15 protein-coding genes are annotated in these 20,332 nt (G+C 71.7%); 8 read left to right on the forward strand and 7 right to left on the reverse strand.

Annotated elements, in window-relative coordinates; genetic code table 11:
* Positions 1 to 6: 6 nt before the first annotated feature.
* The 5 genes from trpM to lgt all read left to right on the forward strand — a co-directional run bounded on the left by trpM (position 7) and on the right by lgt (position 4,591).
* Positions 7 to 219, forward strand: a complete 213-nt coding sequence (gene trpM / locus ACFV6V_RS16715; protein ID WP_385565153.1) for a tryptophan biosynthesis modulator TrpM — start codon at positions 7 to 9, stop codon at positions 217 to 219.
* Positions 220 to 333: 114 nt separating this feature from the next.
* A complete protein-coding gene (trpB, locus tag ACFV6V_RS16720) occupies positions 334 to 1,632 on the forward strand; it encodes a tryptophan synthase subunit beta (protein WP_385565155.1) in 1,299 nt (432 codons plus the stop codon).
* Entirely contained in the window at positions 1,629 to 2,456 is an 828-nt protein-coding gene (gene trpA / locus ACFV6V_RS16725; protein WP_385565157.1) for a tryptophan synthase subunit alpha, read from the forward strand. The genes trpB and trpA overlap by 4 nt, the downstream gene beginning before the upstream one ends.
* 230 nt (positions 2,457 to 2,686) lie before the next feature.
* Positions 2,687 to 3,478, forward strand: a complete 792-nt coding sequence (locus tag ACFV6V_RS16730) for a thioredoxin domain-containing protein (RefSeq protein ID WP_385565258.1) — start codon at positions 2,687 to 2,689, stop codon at positions 3,476 to 3,478.
* A gap of 132 nt (positions 3,479 to 3,610) precedes the next feature.
* Positions 3,611 to 4,591, forward strand: coding sequence for a prolipoprotein diacylglyceryl transferase (gene lgt, locus ACFV6V_RS16735; RefSeq protein WP_385565159.1), 981 nt, complete (start codon positions 3,611 to 3,613; stop codon positions 4,589 to 4,591).
* 70 nt (positions 4,592 to 4,661) lie between these two features.
* Here lgt and ACFV6V_RS16740 read toward each other — a convergent pair whose 3' ends face one another.
* The 7 genes from ACFV6V_RS16740 to ACFV6V_RS16770 all read right to left on the reverse strand — a co-directional run bounded on the left by ACFV6V_RS16740 (position 4,662) and on the right by ACFV6V_RS16770 (position 12,820).
* Entirely contained in the window at positions 4,662 to 5,468 is an 807-nt protein-coding gene (locus ACFV6V_RS16740; protein WP_385565259.1) for an HpcH/HpaI aldolase/citrate lyase family protein, read from the reverse strand.
* A gap of 92 nt (positions 5,469 to 5,560) precedes the next feature.
* On the reverse strand, positions 5,561 to 6,793 hold the full coding sequence (locus ACFV6V_RS16745) for a CaiB/BaiF CoA transferase family protein (RefSeq protein WP_385565162.1): 1,233 nt from the start codon (positions 6,791 to 6,793) through the stop codon (positions 5,561 to 5,563).
* A 299-nt stretch (positions 6,794 to 7,092) separates the two neighbouring features.
* Entirely contained in the window at positions 7,093 to 8,004 is a 912-nt protein-coding gene (gene rbsK / locus ACFV6V_RS16750) for a ribokinase (RefSeq protein ID WP_385565165.1), read from the reverse strand.
* Positions 8,001 to 9,389, reverse strand: a complete 1,389-nt coding sequence (locus ACFV6V_RS16755; RefSeq protein WP_385565168.1) for an ADP-ribosylglycohydrolase family protein — start codon at positions 9,387 to 9,389, stop codon at positions 8,001 to 8,003. Before ACFV6V_RS16755 ends, rbsK begins: the two co-directional genes overlap by 4 nt.
* Positions 9,386 to 10,558 (reverse strand): ADP-ribosylglycohydrolase family protein, encoded by a 1,173-nt coding sequence (locus ACFV6V_RS16760; protein WP_385565170.1) that lies wholly within the window; start codon positions 10,556 to 10,558, stop codon positions 9,386 to 9,388. The genes ACFV6V_RS16755 and ACFV6V_RS16760 overlap by 4 nt, the downstream gene beginning before the upstream one ends.
* A gap of 46 nt (positions 10,559 to 10,604) precedes the next feature.
* Positions 10,605 to 11,822 carry an ADP-ribosylglycohydrolase family protein gene (locus ACFV6V_RS16765; protein ID WP_385565173.1) on the reverse strand — a complete coding sequence of 406 codons (1,218 nt, stop codon included), beginning with the start codon at positions 11,820 to 11,822 and terminating at the stop codon, positions 10,605 to 10,607.
* Complete coding sequence (locus tag ACFV6V_RS16770) at positions 11,804 to 12,820, reverse strand: ADP-ribosylglycohydrolase family protein (RefSeq protein ID WP_385565175.1); 1,017 nt, start codon at positions 12,818 to 12,820, stop codon at positions 11,804 to 11,806. Before ACFV6V_RS16770 ends, ACFV6V_RS16765 begins: the two co-directional genes overlap by 19 nt.
* A gap of 230 nt (positions 12,821 to 13,050) precedes the next feature.
* On the opposite strand from ACFV6V_RS16770, the gene ACFV6V_RS16775 reads away from it, so the two are divergent.
* From ACFV6V_RS16775 to ACFV6V_RS16785, 3 genes are all read left to right on the forward strand, one after another.
* Positions 13,051 to 13,779: a VIT1/CCC1 transporter family protein gene (locus ACFV6V_RS16775; protein WP_385565178.1), complete on the forward strand. Its 729-nt coding sequence runs from the start codon at positions 13,051 to 13,053 to the stop codon at positions 13,777 to 13,779.
* A gap of 420 nt (positions 13,780 to 14,199) precedes the next feature.
* Positions 14,200 to 18,759 carry a glutamate synthase large subunit gene (gltB, locus tag ACFV6V_RS16780; protein WP_385565180.1) on the forward strand — a complete coding sequence of 1,520 codons (4,560 nt, stop codon included), beginning with the start codon at positions 14,200 to 14,202 and terminating at the stop codon, positions 18,757 to 18,759.
* Positions 18,752 to 20,212 carry a glutamate synthase subunit beta gene (locus tag ACFV6V_RS16785; protein ID WP_385565183.1) on the forward strand — a complete coding sequence of 487 codons (1,461 nt, stop codon included), beginning with the start codon at positions 18,752 to 18,754 and terminating at the stop codon, positions 20,210 to 20,212. The genes gltB and ACFV6V_RS16785 overlap by 8 nt, the downstream gene beginning before the upstream one ends.
* The last annotated feature ends 120 nt before the right edge of the window (positions 20,213 to 20,332 follow it).

A 20,332-nucleotide genomic window follows, 5' to 3' on the forward strand; every position in this document is an offset into this window, starting at 1 on the left:
CCGTCCATGGCCGCCGCCGTCCGCCGCACAGCCACCCGCCCGGGCTTTCGCCGCCCGGGTGGTGCGGCTGCGCCCGGGCGGCTGCCGCACGCGCCCCTGGCGCGTGGCTGCCGCCCCCGCGGCTGCCGGGCACCGGCGCGGCGGGTGCACGGACGGCGTGTCCGCTATGTGATCGGGGATGAGCCCGGTCAGGTCAATGGCATGCGATGGCGCCGCTGAGTGACGCGCCCAGGCGCTTCCGTGCTCAGGCACTGAGGCACTAGGCACTCAGCGTCCACGGCGTCATCACACCCACACTCTTTTTCGGCTTCACAGCTCACAAGGAGTTCTGGCATGCCCAGCGACTACTTCATTCCCGATCCCGAAGGCCTGGTCCCCGACGCACGGGGCTATTTCGGCGACTTCGGCGGCAAGTTCATCCCGGAGGCCCTGGTCGCCGCCGTGGACGAGGTGGCCGTCGAGTACGACAAGGCCAAGGCCGATCCCGCCTTCGCCGCCGAACTCGACGATCTGCTCGTCAACTACACCGGCCGCCCCAGCGCGCTCACCGAGGTACCCCGCTTCGCCGAGCACGCGGGTGGTGCCCGGGTCTTCCTGAAGCGCGAGGACCTCAACCACACCGGCTCGCACAAGATCAACAATGTGCTCGGTCAGGCCCTGCTCACCAAGCGCATGGGCAAGACCCGGGTCATCGCCGAGACCGGTGCCGGACAGCACGGCGTCGCCACCGCCACCGCCTGCGCCCTCTTCGGTCTCGACTGCACCATCTACATGGGGGAGATCGACACCCAGCGCCAGGCACTGAACGTAGCCCGGATGCGGATGCTCGGCGCCGAGGTCATCCCCGTGAAGTCCGGCAGCCGCACCCTCAAGGACGCCATCAACGAGGCGTTCCGCGACTGGGTCGCCAATGTCGACCACACCCACTACCTCTTCGGCACCGTCGCGGGCCCGCACCCCTTCCCGGCGATGGTCCGCGACTTCCACCGGGTCATCGGCGTCGAGGCCCGCCGCCAGATCCTGGAGCGCGCGGGCCGCCTCCCGGACGCGGTCGTGGCCTGCGTCGGCGGTGGCTCCAACGCCATCGGCCTCTTCCACGCCTTCATCCCGGACACCGGAGTCCGGCTCGTGGGCTGTGAGCCCGGGGGGCACGGAGTGGACACGGGCGAGCACGCGGCCACGCTCACCGCCGGCGAGCCGGGCATCCTGCACGGCTCCCGTTCGTACGTACTCCAGGACGACGAGGGCCAGATCACCGAGCCGTATTCGATCTCGGCCGGGCTCGACTACCCGGGCATCGGCCCCGAGCACTCGTACCTGAAGGACAGCGGACGCGGTGAGTACCGGGCCGTGACCGACGACGCCGCGATGCAGGCGCTGCGGCTGCTGTCGCGTACGGAGGGCATCATCCCGGCGATCGAGTCGGCGCACGCCCTGGCCGGGGCGCTCGACCTCGGCAGGGAGCTCGGCAAGGACGGGCTGGTCGTGGTGAATCTGTCCGGCCGCGGCGACAAGGACATGGACACGGCGGCCCGCTACTTCGGGCTCTACGACACCGAAGCGGCGACAGGCGCAGTCGTCGAGGCGGACGCGGCGGGCGAGATCGCCGAGATCGAGGGGGACGCCAAGTGAGCGGAAACATGCAGCTGCTGAGCGACACCCTGGCGCAGGCCAAGTCCGAGAACCGGGCCGCGCTGATCGCCTACCTCCCGGCCGGTTTCCCGACCGTCGACGGTGGTATCGAGGCGATCAAGGCGGTCTTCGACGGCGGCGCCGACGTGGTCGAGGTCGGCCTGCCGCACAGTGACCCGGTCCTCGACGGCCCGGTCATCCAGACCGCCGACGACATCGCCCTGCGCGGCGGTGTGAAGATCGCGGACGTCATGCGGACCGTGCGCGAGGCGCACCAGGCCACGGGCAAGCCGGTGCTGGTGATGACCTACTGGAACCCGATCGACCGTTACGGCATCGAGCGGTTCACCGCCGAGCTCGCGGAGGCGGGCGGCGCGGGCTGCATCCTGCCCGACCTGCCGGTCGAGGAGTCCGGGGTGTGGCGTGAGCACGCAGAGAAGCACGGGCTCGCCACGGTGTTCGTCGTGGCGCCGAGCAGCAGGGACGAGCGGCTCGCCACCATCACCGGGGCCGGTACGGGCTTCGTCTACGCCGCCTCGCTGATGGGGGTCACCGGCACCCGTGAGTCGGTCGGTGCCCAGGCCCAGGACCTGGTGCGGCGTACGCGCGCCGCCACTCCTGGCGCCCGCGACGGTCTCCCGGTCTGCGTCGGACTCGGTGTGTCGAACGCGGAGCAGGCGGCGCAGGTCGCGGGGTTCGCCGATGGTGTCATCGTCGGCTCGGCCTTCGTGAAGCGGCTGCTCGACGCGGACGACCACGAGGCGGGGCTGGCGGCGGTACGGGCACTGGCGGGCGAGCTGGCCCAGGGCGTACGCCGGCGCTGACCCGCTGACCCGCTGACCCGCTGACCCGCTGACCCGCTGAGGCGGATCACCGGCGTTCGTCCGTACGGGTGGACCTCTGGCCGGGGAGGCGCATATGCGCCTCCCCGGTTCGTTGCTGTGGCGTGAGCGACAACAACCCCGACAGACCTGACAAACCAGACAGTGCCGGGCACTCCGGAAACGCTGACGGAAGGCGGGCCGCGCGTGAGCGGCTCGTGCGCGAACGTGAGATGGACAAGGCCCGTGAGAAGCGGCGGCGCCTGCTGATCGTGTGCGCGGCCGTGGTCTGTGTGCTCGGTCTCGCCGCGGTCATCGGCGTGATCGCCGCCAACGCGGGCCGCAAGGACACCCAGTCCACCAAGGACACGACAGCACCGCAGACCGGGCCCGTCACCGCACCCAGCGGGGCCACGGGCAAGGACAAGCTCGCGATCACGGTGGGCAAGGCCGACGCCCCGTCCACGCTCACCGTCTGGGAGGACTTCCGCTGCCCGGTATGCGCCCAGTTCGAGACCAGGATGCGGGACGCGATCCATGAGCTGACGGACTCGGGGCAGCTCAAGGCCGACTACCACTTCGCCACGATCATCGACGGAAACCTCGGCGGCACGGGCTCCGTGCGCGCCGCCAACGCCGCGGCATGTGCCCAGGACGCGGGGAAGTTCGTCGCGTACCACGACGTCCTGTACACCAACCAGCCCTCGGAGGCCGAGGACACCTTCGGCGACAACGCCGAGCTCATCGAGCTCGCTGGGCAGGTCGAAGGGCTGGACACCCCGGCGTTCCGGAGCTGTGTGGAGAAGGGCACCTACGACGACTGGGTGAACAGGTCGGCCGAGGCCTTCCACGCCGCCGGACACAGGGGCACGCCGACGGTGCTGCTCAACGGGGAGCCGGTGTTCCCCGCGAAGGGCGCCGAGCAGCTCACACCGGAGAGCCTGAAGCAGTGGGTCGCCGAGGCGAACCAGGGCAAACGGCCCGGCACGGGGTCGGCGCAGCCTGCCACGCCGGGGGCCTCATAGGGGCCGATTCCGGCCGGACGGCGGACCGGTTCCCGTCGAATGGCCGGAACCTGCCATTCGGCTGCTCGTTATCCATACGTTGCAGGGCGGGTTGCGATGGTTCCGGTCCGGCAAGGTAGCGTCGTTCGTGCCATGGACCTTGCCTACATTCCCAGCCCGTCGACCGGTGTGATCCATCTCGGACCGGTACCGCTGCGCGGCTATGCCTTCTGCATCATCATCGGTGTCTTCGTCGCCGTCTGGCTCGGCAACAAGCGCTGGATCGCCCGCGGCGGCAAAACCGGCACGGTGGCCGACATCGCCGTCTGGGCGGTGCCGTTCGGCCTCGTCGGGGGCCGTCTGTACCACGTGATCACCGACTACCAGCTGTACTTCAGCGAGGGTGAGAACTGGGTCGACGCCCTCAAGATCTGGGAGGGCGGCCTCGGCATCTGGGGCGCGATCTCCCTGGGCGCCGTCGGTGCCTGGATCGGCTGCCGCAGGCGGGGCATCCCGCTGCCCGCGTACGCCGACGCCATCGCGCCCGGAATCGCCCTCGCTCAGGCGATCGGGCGCTGGGGCAACTGGTTCAACCAGGAGCTGTACGGCAAGGCGACCGACCTGCCCTGGGCCCTCAAAATCAGCGAGGGCGTGAACCGCGAGCCTGGTCTGTACCACCCGACGTTCCTCTACGAGTCGCTCTGGTGCATCGGCGTCGCCCTGCTGGTGATCTGGGCGGACCGCCGCTTCAAGCTCGGGCACGGACGCGCCTTCGCGCTCTATGTCGCTGCGTACTGCGCGGGCCGTGCCTGGATCGAGTACATGCGGGTCGACGAGGCCCACCACATCCTGGGCCTGCGGCTGAACGTCTGGACGGCGATCATCGTCTTCGCCCTGGCGGTGGCCTACATCGTGGTCTCGGCGAGGCTGCGCCCGGGCCGCGAGGAGGTCGTGGAGCCCTCGAAGCCGGAGGCGGTCAAGGCCGGGGACAACCCCGGTGCGAGCGGTGACGCCGACTCCACGGCGGCTGACTCCGACGAAGCCGAGCGGGCCACCGAGGACCCGGCACCCGCCGACCTGGGCAAGGACCGCGACGATGACGCGGCCGAATCGGAGACCGCCCAAAAGAGCTGACCCAGCCCAGCGCCTGAAGGCCGCCCGACCACCACGGTCGGGCGGCCTTCGCGTGCATCCCCTGACCGGTTCAGGCGCCTCGGCGGGCCAGCGAGAGCGTGCGGTGCGCCGTCGCCACCACCGCCGCGTCGACGAAGCGTCCGTCCGGCAGGGCCAGTGCCCCCGCGTCGGTCTCCGCCGCCTTGACGATCTCCTCGGCCTGCTCCACCTCCTCGGGGCTGGGCAGGTAGGCCCGCTCGATGACCGGGAGCTGCCGGGGATGGATCGCCGCACGGCCCAGGAAGCCGACGGCCCGGCCGTGGGCACAGGACTCCGCGAGCCCGTCCAGATCGCGGATGTCGGGATACACCGACTGCGACGGTGGTGCGAGCCCGGCCGCCCGCGCCGCGACCACGATGCGGCTGCGCGGCCAGTCCAGCCCCCGGTCGTCCCGTACCCCGAGGTCGGCCCGCAGATCGGCCTCGCCGAGGGCGATCCCGTGGACCGCGGGTGTCGCGGTCGCGATGGCGTAGGCGTGCTCGACACCGGACGCCGACTCCAGCAGGGCGTACAGCCCCGTGCCCGGGGCGAGCGATGCCGGACCCAGGATGTCGGTGGGGCGTGTCACCTTGGGGATACGCAGAGCGGACAGGCCGGGCAGCCCGGCCAGTGCCGGGATGTCCCGCTCGGCATGGATCCGGACGTGCACGGGCACGGGCTGGGAGGAGGTGAGCAGTTCGGCGGTCGCGGCGAGGGCGTATGCCTTGCGCTCGGGCGGGACCGCGTCCTCGAGGTCAACGATCACCACGTCGGCGCCGCAGTTGAGCGCCTTGTGGACGACATCGGGATGGTCGCCTGGGGCGTACAGCCAGGTGAGCGGTGTCGTTTCGGGAGTCAGGGGGGCGCCGGCAGCGGGGGTGGCGACAGCGGGAGCGGCGTCCGCGTCATCCGCGGCAGCGGTGAGGGAGCCGGCGGTGTGCGGGCGGGCGCTCACAGCGCACCTTCGTGGCGCAGTGCGGCGATCCGCTCGGGCGTGAGTCCGAGCTCGCCGAGCACCGCGTCCGTGTCCGCGCCATGCGGCCTGCCCGCCCAGCGGATCCGTCCAGGAGTGGCGGAGAGCCGGAAGAGCACGTTCTGCATGCGGATGGGTCCGAGCTCCGGGTCGGGCACCTCGGTGATGGTGTCCAATGCGCGGTACTGGGGATCGGCCATCACATCCCGGATGTCGTGCACGGGCGCCACCGCGGCCTCCGCGTGCTCGAAAGCCGCCAACACCTCGTCACGGGTGTGCCGGGCGATCCACCCGCCCACGGCCTCGTCCAGTACGTCGGCGTGCTCCGCCCGTCCGCTGCCGGTGGCGAACCAGGGCTCACTCGTCAGCTCGGGCCGTCCGACCAGCCGCATCACCCGCTCGGCGACGGACTGGGCCGAGGTGGAGACTGCGAGCCAGGCCTCGTCGGCCGTCCGGTAGGTGTTGCGCGGGGCGTTGTTGCGGGAGCGGTTGCCGGTGCGTGGCTGCACATAGCCGAGCTGGTCGAACCAGATGGGCTGGGGGCCGAGCACGGTGAGGATGGGTTCGATGATCGCCATGTCCACCACCTGTCCGCGCCCCGAGGCGGTCCGGGCGGTCAGCGCGGTCATCACGGCGTACGAGGTGGCCAGGGCCGCGATGGAGTCGGCGAGACCGAACGGCGGCAGGGTCGGCGGGCCTTCGGGTTCACCGGTGATGGCGGCGAAGCCGCTCATCGCCTCGGCGAGCGTGCCGAAGCCCGGCCGGCGGCAGTACGGCCCGTACTGCCCGAAGGCGGTGACTCTGGCGAGCACCAGCCGGGGGTTGACCGCGCTCAGCTCTTCCCAGCCGAGCCGCCACTTCTCCAGGGTGCCGGGGCGGAAGTTCTCGACGATCACGTCCGCGGTGGCGGCGAGCCGCAGCAGGGTCGCACGCCCACCGGGCGTGGACAGATCGAGGGTGATGGTCCGCTTGTTGCGGCCGAGCAGCTTCCACCACAGGCCGACACCGTCCTTGTCGGGGCCGTGCCCGCGGGAGGGATCGGGCTTGAGCGGGTGCTCGACCTTGATGACTTCGGCACCGAAGTCACCGAGCATCGTGGCGGCGAGCGGCCCGGCGAAGAGAGTGGCGAGATCGAGGACGCGCAGTCCGGCGAGCGGACCGTCCCCGGCAGGGTGGGGGGCGGCGGCACCGTCGGCGTCGGGGTCGTGCATGAGGGCTCCAAGCTCCTTCGGTTACTCCGGCTGACTGGGGCGGGCACGGCCCCGGACAAGGGCCAGGCCGTGTTCGGGAAGTCCCGCCTGGCTCGCGGCTCCCCAGCGCTTCGCCTGGGAGTGCCCCCGGCACGCGTACTCGCCGCGTTGTCGGAGTCGTCCAGGTACGCCCAGTACGAGGATGACCTCCCCCAACCTGCGGTGAGGTACCCCCATCGCCAGGGCGTACGCCGTGTTTGAGAGCTCCCGCCTGGCTCGCGACGCCCTTCGGGCGGACGACGCCAGTCCTCAAACGCGGCCTAGCGGGCCGTGGCGGCGCCCTTGTCCGCCGCCTTGTCGATCTCGGGGCGGGTGGGCATGGAGGACGAGGCACCCGGACGCTGGACGGAGACCGCCGCGGCGGCCGATGCCCAGACCATCGCGTCGTGCATCGGCCTGCCCTCGACCAGGGCCGCCGCGAGTGCGCCCACGAAGGTGTCGCCCGCCGCGGTCGTGTCGACCGCGCGCACCCGGGGCGCGGGGACCCGCACGGGCTCGGCACCCCGGGCCAGATGGAGGCTGCCCTCCGCGCCCAGCGTGACCACCACTTCCGGCACCTGGCGCAGCAGCGCGTCGGCGGCGGTGTGCGGGTCCGTCGTACCGGCGAGCAGCGCCGCCTCGTGCTCATTGGGCACCAGCAGGTCCACGACCGCGAGGAGTTCGGGCGGCAGGGGCTGGGCGGGGGCCGGGGTGAGGATGGTGCGCACCCCGTGGCGGCGGGCGGCCTCGGCTCCCGCGAGCACTCCGGCGAGCGGCAGCTCGAGCTGGAGCAGCAGCGCGTCGGCGCCGGCGATCACGGCCTCGTCGCCCGGGGTGAGATGGTCCACGGTGCCGTTGGCGCCGGGGATGACGACGATCGCGTTGCCGCCCTCGTCGTCCACGACGATATGCGCGGTGCCGGAGGCGGCATCGACGGTGCGCAGCAGATCGGTGTCCACCCCGGAGTGCTCCAGCGTGTCCCTGAGCCGGGCGCCGAACTCGTCGGCGCCCACCGCTCCGATCATCGACACTTCGGCGCCGGCCCGGGCGGCGGCGACGGCCTGGTTCGCTCCCTTGCCGCCGGGGATCGTACGGAACTCCCGTCCCGTGACGGTCTCTCCTCGCTGAGGCGCCCTCGGGACATAGGCGACGAGGTCCATATTGGTGCTGCCGAGCACCACGATGCCGGTCATGGGCGTACGTCCTCCTGGGGGATCGGGGCGCGTGCGAGCTGGGTGAAGGTGAGTCGGGCGAGGGTGTCGAAGCCGATCCCGTCGAAGTCGCCGACGGTGGTGGCCAGCCGGTTCTTGAGCGGAGCGGTCCACCGCTCGGGCAACTGGTCCGGATGTCCGGCGAGCAGCCCGGCGAGCGAACCGGCCGTGGCGCCGTTGGAGTCGGTGTCCCAGCCGCCCGAGACGGCCCGGCAGATGGAGCCGCCGAAGTCCCCGTCGGCATGGGTGAGCGCCGCGCACAGCAGGGCGGTGTTGGGGATGACATGTACCCAGTGGTAGCTGCCGTAGGCGGCGTGGAGCCGGTCCACCACCGTGTCGAAGTCGTCGTACCGCCCGGCTGTCTCGACCCCGGTACGGATGGCCCCGGCCAGCCGTGACCCGGGCGGTACGACCCGCAGACCCGTACGCAGGCACTGGTGGACGTCCGCGCGGCCGGTCGCCGCCTCGGCGAGCGCGGCGGCGGTGAACATCGCCCCGTACACGCCGTTGGCGGTATGGGTGAGCCTCGCGTCCCGGTGAGCCTGTGCCGCCGCGGACGCGGGGTCGCCCGGGTTGGTCCAGCCGTGCACATCGGCACGGATCGCGGCGCCGATCCATTCCCGGAAGGGGTTGTGGTGGGTGGCGGTGAGCGGAGGTTCGAGTCCGGCGAGCAGATTGCGGTACGCGACGCGCTCGGCGGTGAAGGTGCGGGCGGCGGGGAGTTCGTCCAGCCACAGCCGGGCCACGTCGGCGGTGGTGAAGCCGTCCCCGCACCGCTGGAGCAGGAGCAGGTTCAGCAGCGGGTAGTTCAGATCGTCGTCCTCGGGCATCCCGTCGATGTTCTCGGCCAGGGAGGTCGATGCGGACCTGCGGTTCCAGGGGTGGGCGGCGAGCAGCTCCGCGGGGACTCCCTTGGCGGTGAACCAGCCGGTGAGCGGCCAGTTGCCCGTGGCGCGGGCCAGGGCGCGGATACCGGCGAGCGGTAGCTTCTCGACGGGCTTGCCCAGCAGGCATCCTGCGGCACGGCCGAGCCATGCGGAGTGGAGGCGCTCCTGGAGGGCGCCGGCCGGGCGTGTCACGCCCGGCCAGGAAGGGCAGGAGCCGATGATCCCGGCCAGAGAGGACGGCTCGTCCCGTGCCAACGGCGAGGGGAGCCGGTCCAGTTCGTCGAGCAGGGCCAGGGCCAGTGCCCGGAGGCGCGGGGCGGCGGGGACCGTGGACGCGCCCGCCGCCGGGGGCGCGCAGAGGCCGCCCGCCGCGCGCCAGCGGTCGGCGATCTCCGAGGCGTCGCGCCCGTCCTCGGCGGCCTGGCGCAGTTCGTGACCGATCAGGTCCTCGGGCTGGACCCAGGTGAGCCGCAGGTTCACCGGGCGACCCCCGTCAACCGGGCGAAGGCGGCTTCATGGGCGCGGCGGCGTTCCGTGTCGCGGGCGAACACCTCCCGCGCCACCTGCGCCAGCGCCCGCGCCGGAGCGTGCAGATCCACTCGGCTGGCCTCGGCGACCGTCTTCACCCAGTCGGCCGGGATCGGTTCCTCGCCGTGGAGCGCTCCCGCGATCGCGCCGGACATGGTGGCGATGGAGTCGCAGTCGCGGCCGTAGTTGACGGAGCCGAGCACCGTACGGCGGTAGTCGCCGCCGCCGATCAGCAGTATCCCCAGCGCGATGGGCAGCTCCTCGATCGCGTGCAGCCGGGACGGCCTGCGGGCGCCGAGTGACGGTGCGCGGTAGTCGGACCCGACCGTGTCGAAGGGCGCGACGGCCTCCCGTAGCGGGCGCAGCGCGGGCTCGAAGTCGCTGTGCGCGGCGGCGACTTCGGCGACGGCCTCGATCGCCGCGCGGGTGCCGTCCTTGGCGAGACCGAGACAGGCGTCGAGGACACTCCCCGGACTTGCCCCCGGCACACAGGCCGCGGCGACCGCTGCCGCGAACACCCCCGCCGCCTCGCGGCCGTACGAGGACTGGTGGGCGCCCGCGATGTCCAGTGCCTCGGCGTAGGCGGCGGCGGGGTCGGCGGCATTCACCAGACCGACCGGTGCCATGTACATCGCGGCACCGCAGTTGACGATGTTGCCGGTGCCCGCCTCGCGCGGGTCGACATGCCCGTAGTGCAGCCGGGCCACCAGCCACTTCTCGGCGAGGAAGATCCGCTGGACGGGCAGTGCCTCGGCCTCCAGCTCGGGGATCCAGCGCGGTGTGGTGATCAGGTCGGGTACGAGGTGCTCGGCGACCGCGTACGCGTCGAGGTGGTCGCGCACCGTGGCGTAGACGCGTACCAGGGCATGGGTCATCAGGGTGTCGTCGGTGATGTGCCCGTCGCCCTTGTGATACGGCGCGATCGGCCGGGCGGTGGACCATTCGTCCCCGTGCCAGGGGCCGACGATGCCGTGGATCCGGCCCCCGTGGCGTTCCTCGATCTGTTCCGGGGTGTAGCCCTCGACCGGGCCGCCCAGGGCGTCACCGACCGCCGCGCCGATGAGGGCGCCGGCGAAGCGGTCATCGAGGGATGCGGGGGCGGGGCGCGCGGAGAGTGTCATGCCCGAATTGTCCACCCCGGGCGGGCGGGTTTCGCGGACGCGACGCTCAGCGGTGTACCGCTGTGGCGAGCTGTCCGGCGAGTGCCACGAGGTCCGTGCCCGCGAAGCGGGGGAGCGCGCAGCCTGCGAGGGTGCGGCAGGTGTCGCGCCAGGTGGCGGGTACGGCGGTGGCGCCGCCGAGTGTGCCGGTCAGTGCGCCGACGAGGGCGGGAGCGGAGTCGGCGACCCGGGACAGACAGGCGGCGGCGGGGACGGCCCTGGCGACCCGCCCACGGGCGGCGATGGCGAGGGCGAGGGCGACCGGGACGGTTTCCGCGGCGGCGATTCCGTAGCTGTACACGTGGTCCACGATCTGGTGCTCCAGCAGGGGCACCAGGGAGAACGCGTCGTCGGTGTCCCGGGCGAGCCGGACCGCGTGCCGGGCGTTGCGGCCGATCTCGGTGGCCTCGGGGAGCTGGGCGAGCGCCGCGTCGACCGCGGCGTGTACGGCTGCGCCGCCCAGCCCGGCGGCGATCGCCGCGGCCATCGCGCGGGCGCCGTGCACGCCGTCGCCGTCCTGGGTGTAGCGGGCGTCGAACTCGGCGAGCTCGGCGGCGGCCAGCGGGTCGCCGGGGTGGACGACGGCGAGCACGGCGGCGCGGATGCACGCGGCGTCGTCGAAGTAGTGCGGGTTGTCGTGGCCGGTCGCGGGCGGGCGAAGCCCGGTGGCGAGGTTGCCGAGACCTGCGCGTACGGAGATCCGGGCACGTAGGGGGAGTACGGCGGACTCGACCTCGGGAGCCCGGGCGGCGGCTGCGGCGACCTTCCCGGCCAGGGAGTTCCAGGCGAGGTCCACCGCGGTACGCATCCGGCGTCCGGGCGCGCCGTCGCCACCGGCCCCGGCGAGGATCGTCTCGGCGGTGAAGGCGGCCCACTCGGCGTCGTCGGAAGGCCCGAGCCGCAGTGGCTCGGGGGCCTGGTTGAGGGCGATCGGGACCGGGAGGGTCGTCGTCGCGTTCTGTTCCGCGAAGGTGTCGAGCTCGCGGGTGAGCCGACGGGTCCACTCCGGCATCCGGGCGGCCCGGTGCCGCGCGGCGGGCCACCCCGCAGCGTCCCCCGCGGCCAGCCCGAGCAGCAGCCCTTCGATCCGGCTCCTGAGGTCGCAGGCCGGGTCGGCCGGGGCCCAGCAGTCGCTGTCCGGCGGCAGGAGCTCAGGGGCCGGCAACGCGGCGTCCACGGGACCGGCCGTGGGATCGGGGGCGGGGTCTAGCGGGCCGGGGGGCATGGGAGGGCCTCGGTGTCGGTGTCGTTGTCGGGTGTGAGCAGGTCGGCGATGTCGAGTACGTGATAGCCCCGCATCGAGGGGAGGCAACTGCCGCGCACCGGGCCGATCGCCTCCGCCCACTCGCGGGGGATCGCGATGGTGCCGGACACGGCGCCGGCGAGTGCTCCGGCCACTGCTGCCGTGGTGTCGGCGTCGCGGCCCATGTTGACCGCGGTGAGCACCGCCGTACGGAAGTCGCCGCGGGCTGCGGCGAACGCCCCGAATGCCAGGCCGACGGCCTCCGGGGCGAGGTCCGTCCAGGGGTAGCCGCCGATCACGACCGCGGAGCGGACGGATCGTTCACGCATCAGGGGATCGGGGTCGGTCTGCTCCGCCGCGACCACCGCGCGGCGCATGGAGCGCGCGGTCCAGGAGTCCATCGGGATCACGGACAGCGCCGCGCCGATCACCCCTGCGGGGCCCGCGCCCGCCATCGCCGCCGCGACCCCCGCCGCCACCGCCTGGCCGCCGTAGATCCCCTCGCCGTCATGGCTGACGCAGCCGTCGATGGCCACCAGCCGCGCCGCCTCCGCCGGGTCGCCCGCAGCGAAGACGCCGAACGGCGCCGCCCGCATCGCGAGACCGTCGCTCCAGGCGTGCCGGTGCTGGGCCGTGATGGGCGCCGCCAGGCCCCGCCTGAGGTTCTCCAGGGTGCCCCGCTCGCTGAAGCCCGCCCCACGGAAGGGGCCTTCGTCGAGGTCGGCGATCCAGCGGTGCCAGGCCTGCTCGACATGGGAGACGGTCAGGGCGGATCCGTGCCTGGCCAGCAGCAGCCCGGAAAAGATCGCGTACTCCGTGTCGTCCGTGCCCGAGGGGTTGTCCGTCACGAACCCCTCGATCCGTCCCCAGCGGCGGCGGATCTCGGACGGCCGCATGTTCTCGGCGGGCGCGCCGAGCGCGTCGCCCACGGCCAGTCCGAGCAGTGCGCCGCGGGCCCGATCGCATGAGAGGCACTCCAACGCGTGTCACCCCTTTGTGCGGCGTACCTGCGGCATTTCCGCGGAGCATCCGAGCCTGTTCCGGATATCTGCCACGCACACCGGCCGGTGCTCTGCCGAATGGCCGGGTGTCACCCGGCTGACCGTGGCCCACCGTAGGTAAGTAAAGCCTGCCTTGCTGGCACGCCCCTTACGTCGCGCGTATTTTCGAAGTGCTGAAAGCAAGCGGAACACGGAACAAGGGGAGAGCTGTGTCCATCATCGAGACCGAGGCCACACTTCACGAGGCGCACCGCGACAATCACACGCACCGCGATGTGAACGGCGGTTGGCTGCGTCCCGCGGTGTTCGGCGCGATGGACGGGCTTGTCTCCAACCTCGCCCTGATGACCGGCGTGGCCGGAGGCGCCGTGTCCCAGCAGGCCATCGTGATCACCGGGCTCGCGGGCCTGGCGGCGGGCGCCTTCTCGATGGCGGCGGGCGAGTACACCTCGGTGGCCTCGCAGCGTGAGCTCGTCCAGGCCGAGCTGGATGTCGAGCGCAGGGAACTGCGCAAGCACCCGGTGGACGAGATGGAGGAGCTCGCAGCCCTGTACGTGGCCCGGGGCGTGGAGCCGCAGCTCGCCCGCGAGGTGGCCATGCAGCTCTCGCGCGACCCTGAGCAGGCGCTGGAGATCCATGCCCGTGAGGAGCTCGGCATCGACCCGGACGACCTGCCGTCGCCGGCCGTCGCCGCCGTCTCGTCCTTCGGTTCGTTCGCGCTCGGCGCGCTGGTGCCGGTGCTCCCGTACCTCCTCGGCGCCACCGCCCTGTGGCCCGCCGTGCTGTGCGCGCTCATCGGGCTGTTCGCGTGCGGTGCGCTCGTCGCCCGGGTGACGGCCCGTGGCTGGTGGTTCAGTGGACTGCGGCAGCTCGCGCTGGGCGGCGCGGCGGCGGCGCTCACCTTCGGGGTCGGAGCCCTGGTGGGCGCGGCGGTCTGACCCGCCCGCCTGCCCTGACCCGCCTGCTCAGCGGGTTCCGTTACCCTTCTGTGATGTCGGTCTGTGACGTACGCCCGGGTGTCGCGCGGGCGTGCTCGATGCGACACTGTGCTTGGCTCCATGTGAGCGCTGTAACTCGGCGGTTTCGAGTCCGTGACCGCCGGGCATGAGCCGTAAGCGCCGCGGGCAACGATGCCCGCTCTGTCAGTCGGGACCACGGGCACCAAATCGGTCCGTACCCGCCCCCACCTGCGCCGCTGTCCCACCCCTTCGCAGCGTCGTCGCAGTGAGGTGTCCGCATGCTGGAATGAGCTATCCACTTCTCGGGATTCACTCCATCATGTAACCTGCACGAAATTTCGCGAGGGCCAACGTCGTCCCTCGGCACTTGCACATGCCACGACGACGACGGGAGAGCCGATGCGTTCCGACGCCTGGTCGCCCATGGACGGTCGCCCCGCCCCGCAGGGGATGTACGACCCCCGTAACGAGCACGACGCCTGTGGCGTCGGGTTCGTGGCCACCCTCACCGGTGTAGCCAGCCATGAGCTGGTCGAACAGGCGCTGACCGTTCTGCGCAACCTGGAACACCGTGGCGCCACCGGCTCCGAGCCCGACTCGGGTGACGGCGCCGGAATCCTCCTCCAGGTCCCGGACGCGTTCTTCCGCGAGGTCGCCGGATTCGAGCTGCCCGAGGCCGGTGCGTACGCCGTCGGCACCGCCTTCGTCCCCGAGTCGGCAGAGGACGAGGCCGTCTCGCATATCGAGACGATCGCCGCTGAGGAAGGGCTGACCGTCCTCGGCTGGCGCGACGTCCCCGTCGCCCCCGAGCTGCTCGGTGCCACCGCCCGCTCGACCATGCCGGTCTTCCGTCAGCTCTTCGTGAGTGCGGGCGCGAGCACCGGTATCGCCCTCGACCGCAAGGCGTTCGTGCTGCGCAAGCGCGCCGAACGCGAGGCCGGGGTGTACTTCCCCTCGCTCTCCGCCCGCACCATCGTCTACAAGGGCATGCTGACCACTGGCCAGCTCGAGCCCTTCTTCCCGGACCTGTCGGACCGCCGCCTCGCCACCGCCGTGGCCCTGGTCCACTCCCGGTTCTCCACCAACACCTTCCCGAGCTGGCCGCTCGCCCACCCGTACCGCTTCGTCGCCCACAACGGCGAGATCAACACGGTCAAGGGCAACCGCAACTGGATGCGCGCCCGTGAGTCCCAGCTGGTCAGCGGGCTCTTCGGGAACGGCGACCTCGAGCGGATCTTCCCGGTCTGTACCCCCGACGCCTCCGACTCCGCCTCCTTCGACGAGGTCCTGGAGCTGCTCCACCTCGGTGGCCGCTCGCTGCCGCACAGTGTGCTGATGATGGTCCCCGAGGCGTGGGAGAACCACGACTCCATGGACCCGGCCCGGCGCGCCTTCTACCAGTACCACTCCACGCTGATGGAGCCCTGGGACGGCCCCGCCTGCGTCACCTTCACCGACGGCGTCCAGGTCGGCGCGGTGCTCGACCGCAACGGTCTGCGCCCCGGCCGCTACTGGGTCACCGACGACGGCCTCGTGGTGCTCTCCTCCGAGGTCGGCGTGCTCGACATCGACCCGGCCAAGGTCGTCCGCAAGGGCCGCCTCCAGCCCGGCCGCATGTTCCTCGTGGACACCGCCGAGCACCGCATCATCGAGGACGACGAGATCAAGTCCGCCCTCGCCGCCGAGCAGCCGTACCAGGAGTGGCTGGAGGCCGGCGAGATCGAGCTCGAGGACCTCCCCGAGCGCGAGCACATCGTGCACACGCACGCCTCCGTCACCCGCCGCCAGCAGACCTTCGGCTACACCGAGGAGGAGCTGCGGGTCCTGCTCGCCCCGATGGCACGCACCGGCGCCGAGCCGATCGGCTCCATGGGCACGGACTCCCCGATCGCCGCGCTCTCCGAGCGCCCCCGGCTGCTGTTCGACTACTTCACCCAGCTCTTCGCGCAGGTCACCAACCCGCCGCTGGACGCCATCCGCGAGGAGCTCGTCACCTCGCTGCACTCCTCGCTCGGCCCCGAGGGCAACCTGCTGGACCCGAACGCGGCCTCCTGCCGCTCGGTCACGCTGCCCTTCCCGGTGATCGACAACGACGAGCTGGCCAAGCTCATCCACATCAACGCCGACGGCGACATGGCGGGTATGAAGGCCGCGACGCTCTCCGGCCTGTACCGGGTCTCCGGCGGCGGTGACGCGCTGGCCGCCCGCATCGAGGACATCTGCACCGAGGTCGACGCCGCCATCGAGAGCGGCGTCCGGCTGATCGTGCTCTCCGACCGGCACTCGGACGCCGAGCACGCACCGATCCCGTCGCTGCTGCTCACCGCGGCCGTGCACCATCACCTGATCCGCACCAAGCAGCGCACCCAGGTGGGCCTGCTGGTCGAGGCCGGTGACGTCCGTGAGGTGCACCATGTCGCCCTGCTCATCGGCTACGGTGCCGCGGCCGTCAACCCGTACCTCGCGATGGAGTCGGTCGAGGACCTGCTGCGCGCCGGTACGTTCATCGAGGGCGTCGAGCCCGAGCAGGCCATCCGCAACCTGATCAAGGCGCTCGGCAAGGGCGTGCTCAAGGTCATGTCCAAGATGGGTATCTCGACCGTGGCGTCCTACCGGGGCGCGCAGGTCTTCGAGGCCGTCGGTCTCGACGAGGCCTTCGTCGACCGGTACTTCGACGGCACCGCCACCAAGATCGGCGGCGCCGGTCTCGATGTGGTCGCCAAGGAGGTCGCCGCCCGGCACGCCAAGGCGTACCCCGCCAGCGGCATCGCCCCGGCGCACCGCGCGCTGGAGATCGGCGGCGAGTACCAGTGGCGCCGCGAGGGCGAGCCGCATCTCTTCGACCCGGAGACCGTCTTCCGGCTCCAGCACGCCACGCGCGGCAGGCGCTACGACATCTTCAAGAAGTACACCGACCGGGTGAACGAGCAGTCCGAGCGGCTGATGACGCTCCGCGGCCTGTTCGGCTTCAAGTCCGGCCGCGAGCCGATCTCGATCGACGAGGTCGAGCCGGTCAGTGAGATCGTCAAGCGCTTCTCCACCGGCGCCATGTCGTACGGCTCCATCTCCAAGGAGGCGCACGAGACCCTCGCCATCGCCATGAACCAGCTGGGCGGCAAGTCCAACACCGGTGAGGGTGGCGAGGACCCGGAGCGCCTGTACGACCCGGAGCGCAGGTCCGCCATCAAGCAGGTGGCGTCCGGCCGCTTCGGCGTCACCTCCGAGTACCTGGTCAACGCCGACGACATCCAGATCAAGATGGCCCAGGGCGCCAAGCCCGGCGAGGGCGGCCAGCTGCCCGGCCACAAGGTCTACCCGTGGGTGGCCAAGACCCGGCACTCCACCCCGGGCGTCGGCCTGATCTCCCCGCCGCCGCATCACGACATCTACTCCATCGAGGACCTGGCTCAGCTGATCCACGACCTCAAGAACGCCAACCCGGCCGCCCGCATCCACGTGAAGCTGGTGTCCGAGGTCGGTGTCGGCACGGTCGCCGCCGGCGTCTCCAAGGCGCACGCGGACGTGGTGCTGATCTCCGGCCACGACGGAGGCACCGGAGCGTCCCCGCTCACCTCGCTGAAGCACGCGGGTGGTCCCTGGGAGCTCGGCCTCGCCGAGACCCAGCAGACGCTGCTGCTGAACGGGCTGCGGGACCGGATCGTCGTGCAGACCGACGGCCAGCTGAAGACCGGTCGGGATGTCGTCATCGCCGCGCTGCTCGGCGCCGAGGAGTTCGGCTTCGCCACCGCGCCGCTCGTGGTCTCGGGCTGCATCATGATGCGCGTCTGCCACCTGGACACCTGCCCGGTCGGCATCGCCACCCAGAACCCGGTACTGCGCGAGCGCTACAGCGGCAAGGCCGAATTCGTCGTGAACTTCTTCGAGTTCATCGCCGAAGAGGTCCGCGAGCTGCTTGCCGAGCTGGGCTTCCGCACCCTGGAAGAGGCCGTCGGCCACGCCGAGCTGCTCGACACCTCCCAGGCCGTGAACCACTGGAAGGCCCAGGGCCTCGACCTGGCACCGCTGCTCCACGTGCCCGAGCTGCCCGAGGGTGCCGTACGCCACCAGCTGATCGAGCAGGACCACGGCCTGGCGAAGGCCCTGGACAACGAGCTGATCCGGCTGTCCGCCGACGCGCTGGCCGCTGCCAGCGCCGAGGAGGCCCAGCCGGTCCGCGCCCAGGTCGCGATCCGCAACATCAACCGGACCGTCGGCACCATGCTGGGTCACGAGGTGACGAAGAAGTTCGGCGGCGCGGGCCTGCCCGAGGACACCATCGACATCACCTTCACCGGCTCCGCCGGCCAGTCCTTCGGCGCGTTCCTGCCACGCGGTGTCACGCTGCGCCTGGAGGGCGACGCCAACGACTACGTCGGCAAGGGCCTGTCCGGTGGCCGGGTCGTCGTCCGCCCCGACCGTGGCGCCGACCATCTGGCCGAGTACTCGACCATCGCGGGCAACACCATCGCCTACGGCGCCACCGGCGGCGAGCTGTTCGTGCGCGGCCGCACCGGCGAGCGCTTCTGCGTCCGCAACTCCGGTGCGCTGGTGGTCTCGGAGGGCGTCGGCGACCACGGCTGCGAGTACATGACCGGTGGCCACGCCGTCGTACTCGGCGAGACGGGGCGCAACTTCGCGGCCGGTATGTCCGGCGGCGTCGCGTACGTCATCGACCTCGACCGCGACAACGTCAACGTCGGCAACGCGGGCGCCGTCGAGGCGCTGGACGACACCGACAAGCAGTGGCTGCACGACGTCGTGCGCCGCCACCAGGAGGAGACGGGCTCGACCGTCGCCGAGCGGCTGCTCGCCGAGTGGACCGTCGCCGTGGAGCGCTTCAGCAAGATCATCCCGACCACGTACAAGGCAGTGCTCGCCGCCAAGGACGCCGCTGAGCTCGCCGGTCTCTCCGAGCGGGAGACCACCGAGAAGATGATGGAGGCGGCGACCAATGGCTGACCCCAAGGGCTTCCTGACCACCGGGCGCGAGGTCGCCGAGACCCGCCCCGTCGCCGAGCGCGTCAGGGACTGGAACGAGGTCTACGTCCCCGGCTCCCTGCTGCCGATCATCAGCAAGCAGGCCGGGCGCTGCATGGACTGCGGCATCCCGTTCTGTCACAACGGCTGCCCGCTCGGAAACCTGATCCCCGAGTGGAACGACTACGCCTACCGCGAGGACTGGCAGGCGGCGAGCGAGCGGCTGCACGCCACCAACAACTTCCCGGAGTTCACCGGACGGCTGTGCCCCGCCCCGTGCGAGGCGGCCTGCGTGCTCGGTATCAACCAGCCTGCCGTCACCATCAAGAACGTCGAAGTCTCCATCATCGACAAGGCATGGGACTCCAACGACGTCAGGCCGCAGCCGCCGGAGCGGCTGTCCGGCAAGACGGCCGCCGTCATCGGCTCGGGCCCGGCAGGGCTCGCCGCCGCCCAGCAGCTCACCCGCGCCGGGCACACCGTGGTGGTGTACGAGCGCGCCGACCGCATCGGCGGCCTGCTGCGTTACGGCATCCCCGAGTTCAAGATGGAGAAGCGGCACATCAACCGCCGTATCGAGCAGATGCGCGCGGAGGGTACGAAGTTCCGCACCGGTATCGAGATCGGCCGCGACCTGACCGCGACGGACCTGCGCAAGCGGTTCGACGCCGTCGTCATCGCCGCCGGCGCCACCACCGCCCGCGACCTGCCCGTGCCGGGCCGCGAGCTGAACGGCGTGCACCAGGCGATGGAGTACCTCCCCCTCGCCAACAAGGTGGTCGAGGGCGACTACGTGGCCCCGCCGATCACCGCCGAGGGCAAGCACGTCGTGGTCATCGGCGGCGGCGACACCGGTGCCGACTGTGTCGGCACCGCCCACCGCCAGGGCGCCGCGTCCGTCACCCAGCTGGAGATCATGCCCCGCCCGGGCGACGAGCGGAACGCGGGCCAGCCCTGGCCGACGTTCCCGATGCTCTACAAGGTGACCTCCGCGCACGAGGAGGGCGGCGAGCGGGTCTACTCCGTCTCCACCAGCCACTTCGAGGGCGACGAGGACGGCAACGTCCAGTTCCTGCACCTCATCGAGGTCGAGTTCGTGGACGGCAAGCTGACCCAGAAGCCCGGCACCGAGCGCAAGATCCCCGCCCAGCTGGTCACCCTCGCCATGGGCTTCACCGGCACGGACGTCCAGAACGGCCTGGTCTCCCAGTTTGGCCTCGAGCTGGACGAGCGGGGTAACGTGTCCCGCGACGCGGACTTCGCGACCAACGTCGAAGGCGTCTTCGTCGCCGGTGACGCGGGCCGCGGCCAGTCCCTGATCGTCTGGGCCATCGCCGAGGGCCGCTCCGCCGCCCGCGGTGTGGACCGCCACCTCACGGGTGTGAGCGACCTCCCGGCCCCGATCCGTCCGACGGATCGCGCCCTGACGGTCTGACACATCCCCCATAGACGTCCCGTACAAAGGCGTGCGGAACTGGCACGGCGCCTGCCCCGTCCCCGACCGGACCCAGGGCAGGCGCCGTGGTGTGTGGGGTGGGGCATTCGCGGTGGCCGG

This window comes from Streptomyces sp. NPDC059828, from assembly GCF_042731955.1.
Lineage (GTDB): Bacteria > Actinomycetota > Actinomycetes > Streptomycetales > Streptomycetaceae > Streptomyces.

What these genes read in the sequence shown, in the direction of transcription:
- trpM (WP_385565153.1), top strand. Translation starts at nt 7, where the DNA reads ATGGCCGCCGCCGTCCGCCGCACAGCCACCCGCCCGGGCTTTCGCCGC.
- trpB (WP_385565155.1), top strand. Translation starts at nt 334, where the DNA reads ATGCCCAGCGACTACTTCATTCCCGATCCCGAAGGCCTGGTCCCCGAC.
- ACFV6V_RS16730 (WP_385565258.1), top strand. Translation starts at nt 2,687, where the DNA reads ATGGACAAGGCCCGTGAGAAGCGGCGGCGCCTGCTGATCGTGTGCGCG.
- lgt (WP_385565159.1), top strand. Translation starts at nt 3,611, where the DNA reads ATGGACCTTGCCTACATTCCCAGCCCGTCGACCGGTGTGATCCATCTC.
- ACFV6V_RS16745 (WP_385565162.1), bottom strand. Translation starts at nt 6,793, where the DNA reads ATGCACGACCCCGACGCCGACGGTGCCGCCGCCCCCCACCCTGCCGGG.
- rbsK (WP_385565165.1), bottom strand. Translation starts at nt 8,004, where the DNA reads ATGACCGGCATCGTGGTGCTCGGCAGCACCAATATGGACCTCGTCGCC.
- ACFV6V_RS16760 (WP_385565170.1), bottom strand. Translation starts at nt 10,558, where the DNA reads ATGACACTCTCCGCGCGCCCCGCCCCCGCATCCCTCGATGACCGCTTC.
- ACFV6V_RS16765 (WP_385565173.1), bottom strand. Translation starts at nt 11,822, where the DNA reads ATGCCCCCCGGCCCGCTAGACCCCGCCCCCGATCCCACGGCCGGTCCC.
- gltB (WP_385565180.1), top strand. Translation starts at nt 14,200, where the DNA reads ATGCGTTCCGACGCCTGGTCGCCCATGGACGGTCGCCCCGCCCCGCAG.
- ACFV6V_RS16785 (WP_385565183.1), top strand. Translation starts at nt 18,752, where the DNA reads ATGGCTGACCCCAAGGGCTTCCTGACCACCGGGCGCGAGGTCGCCGAG.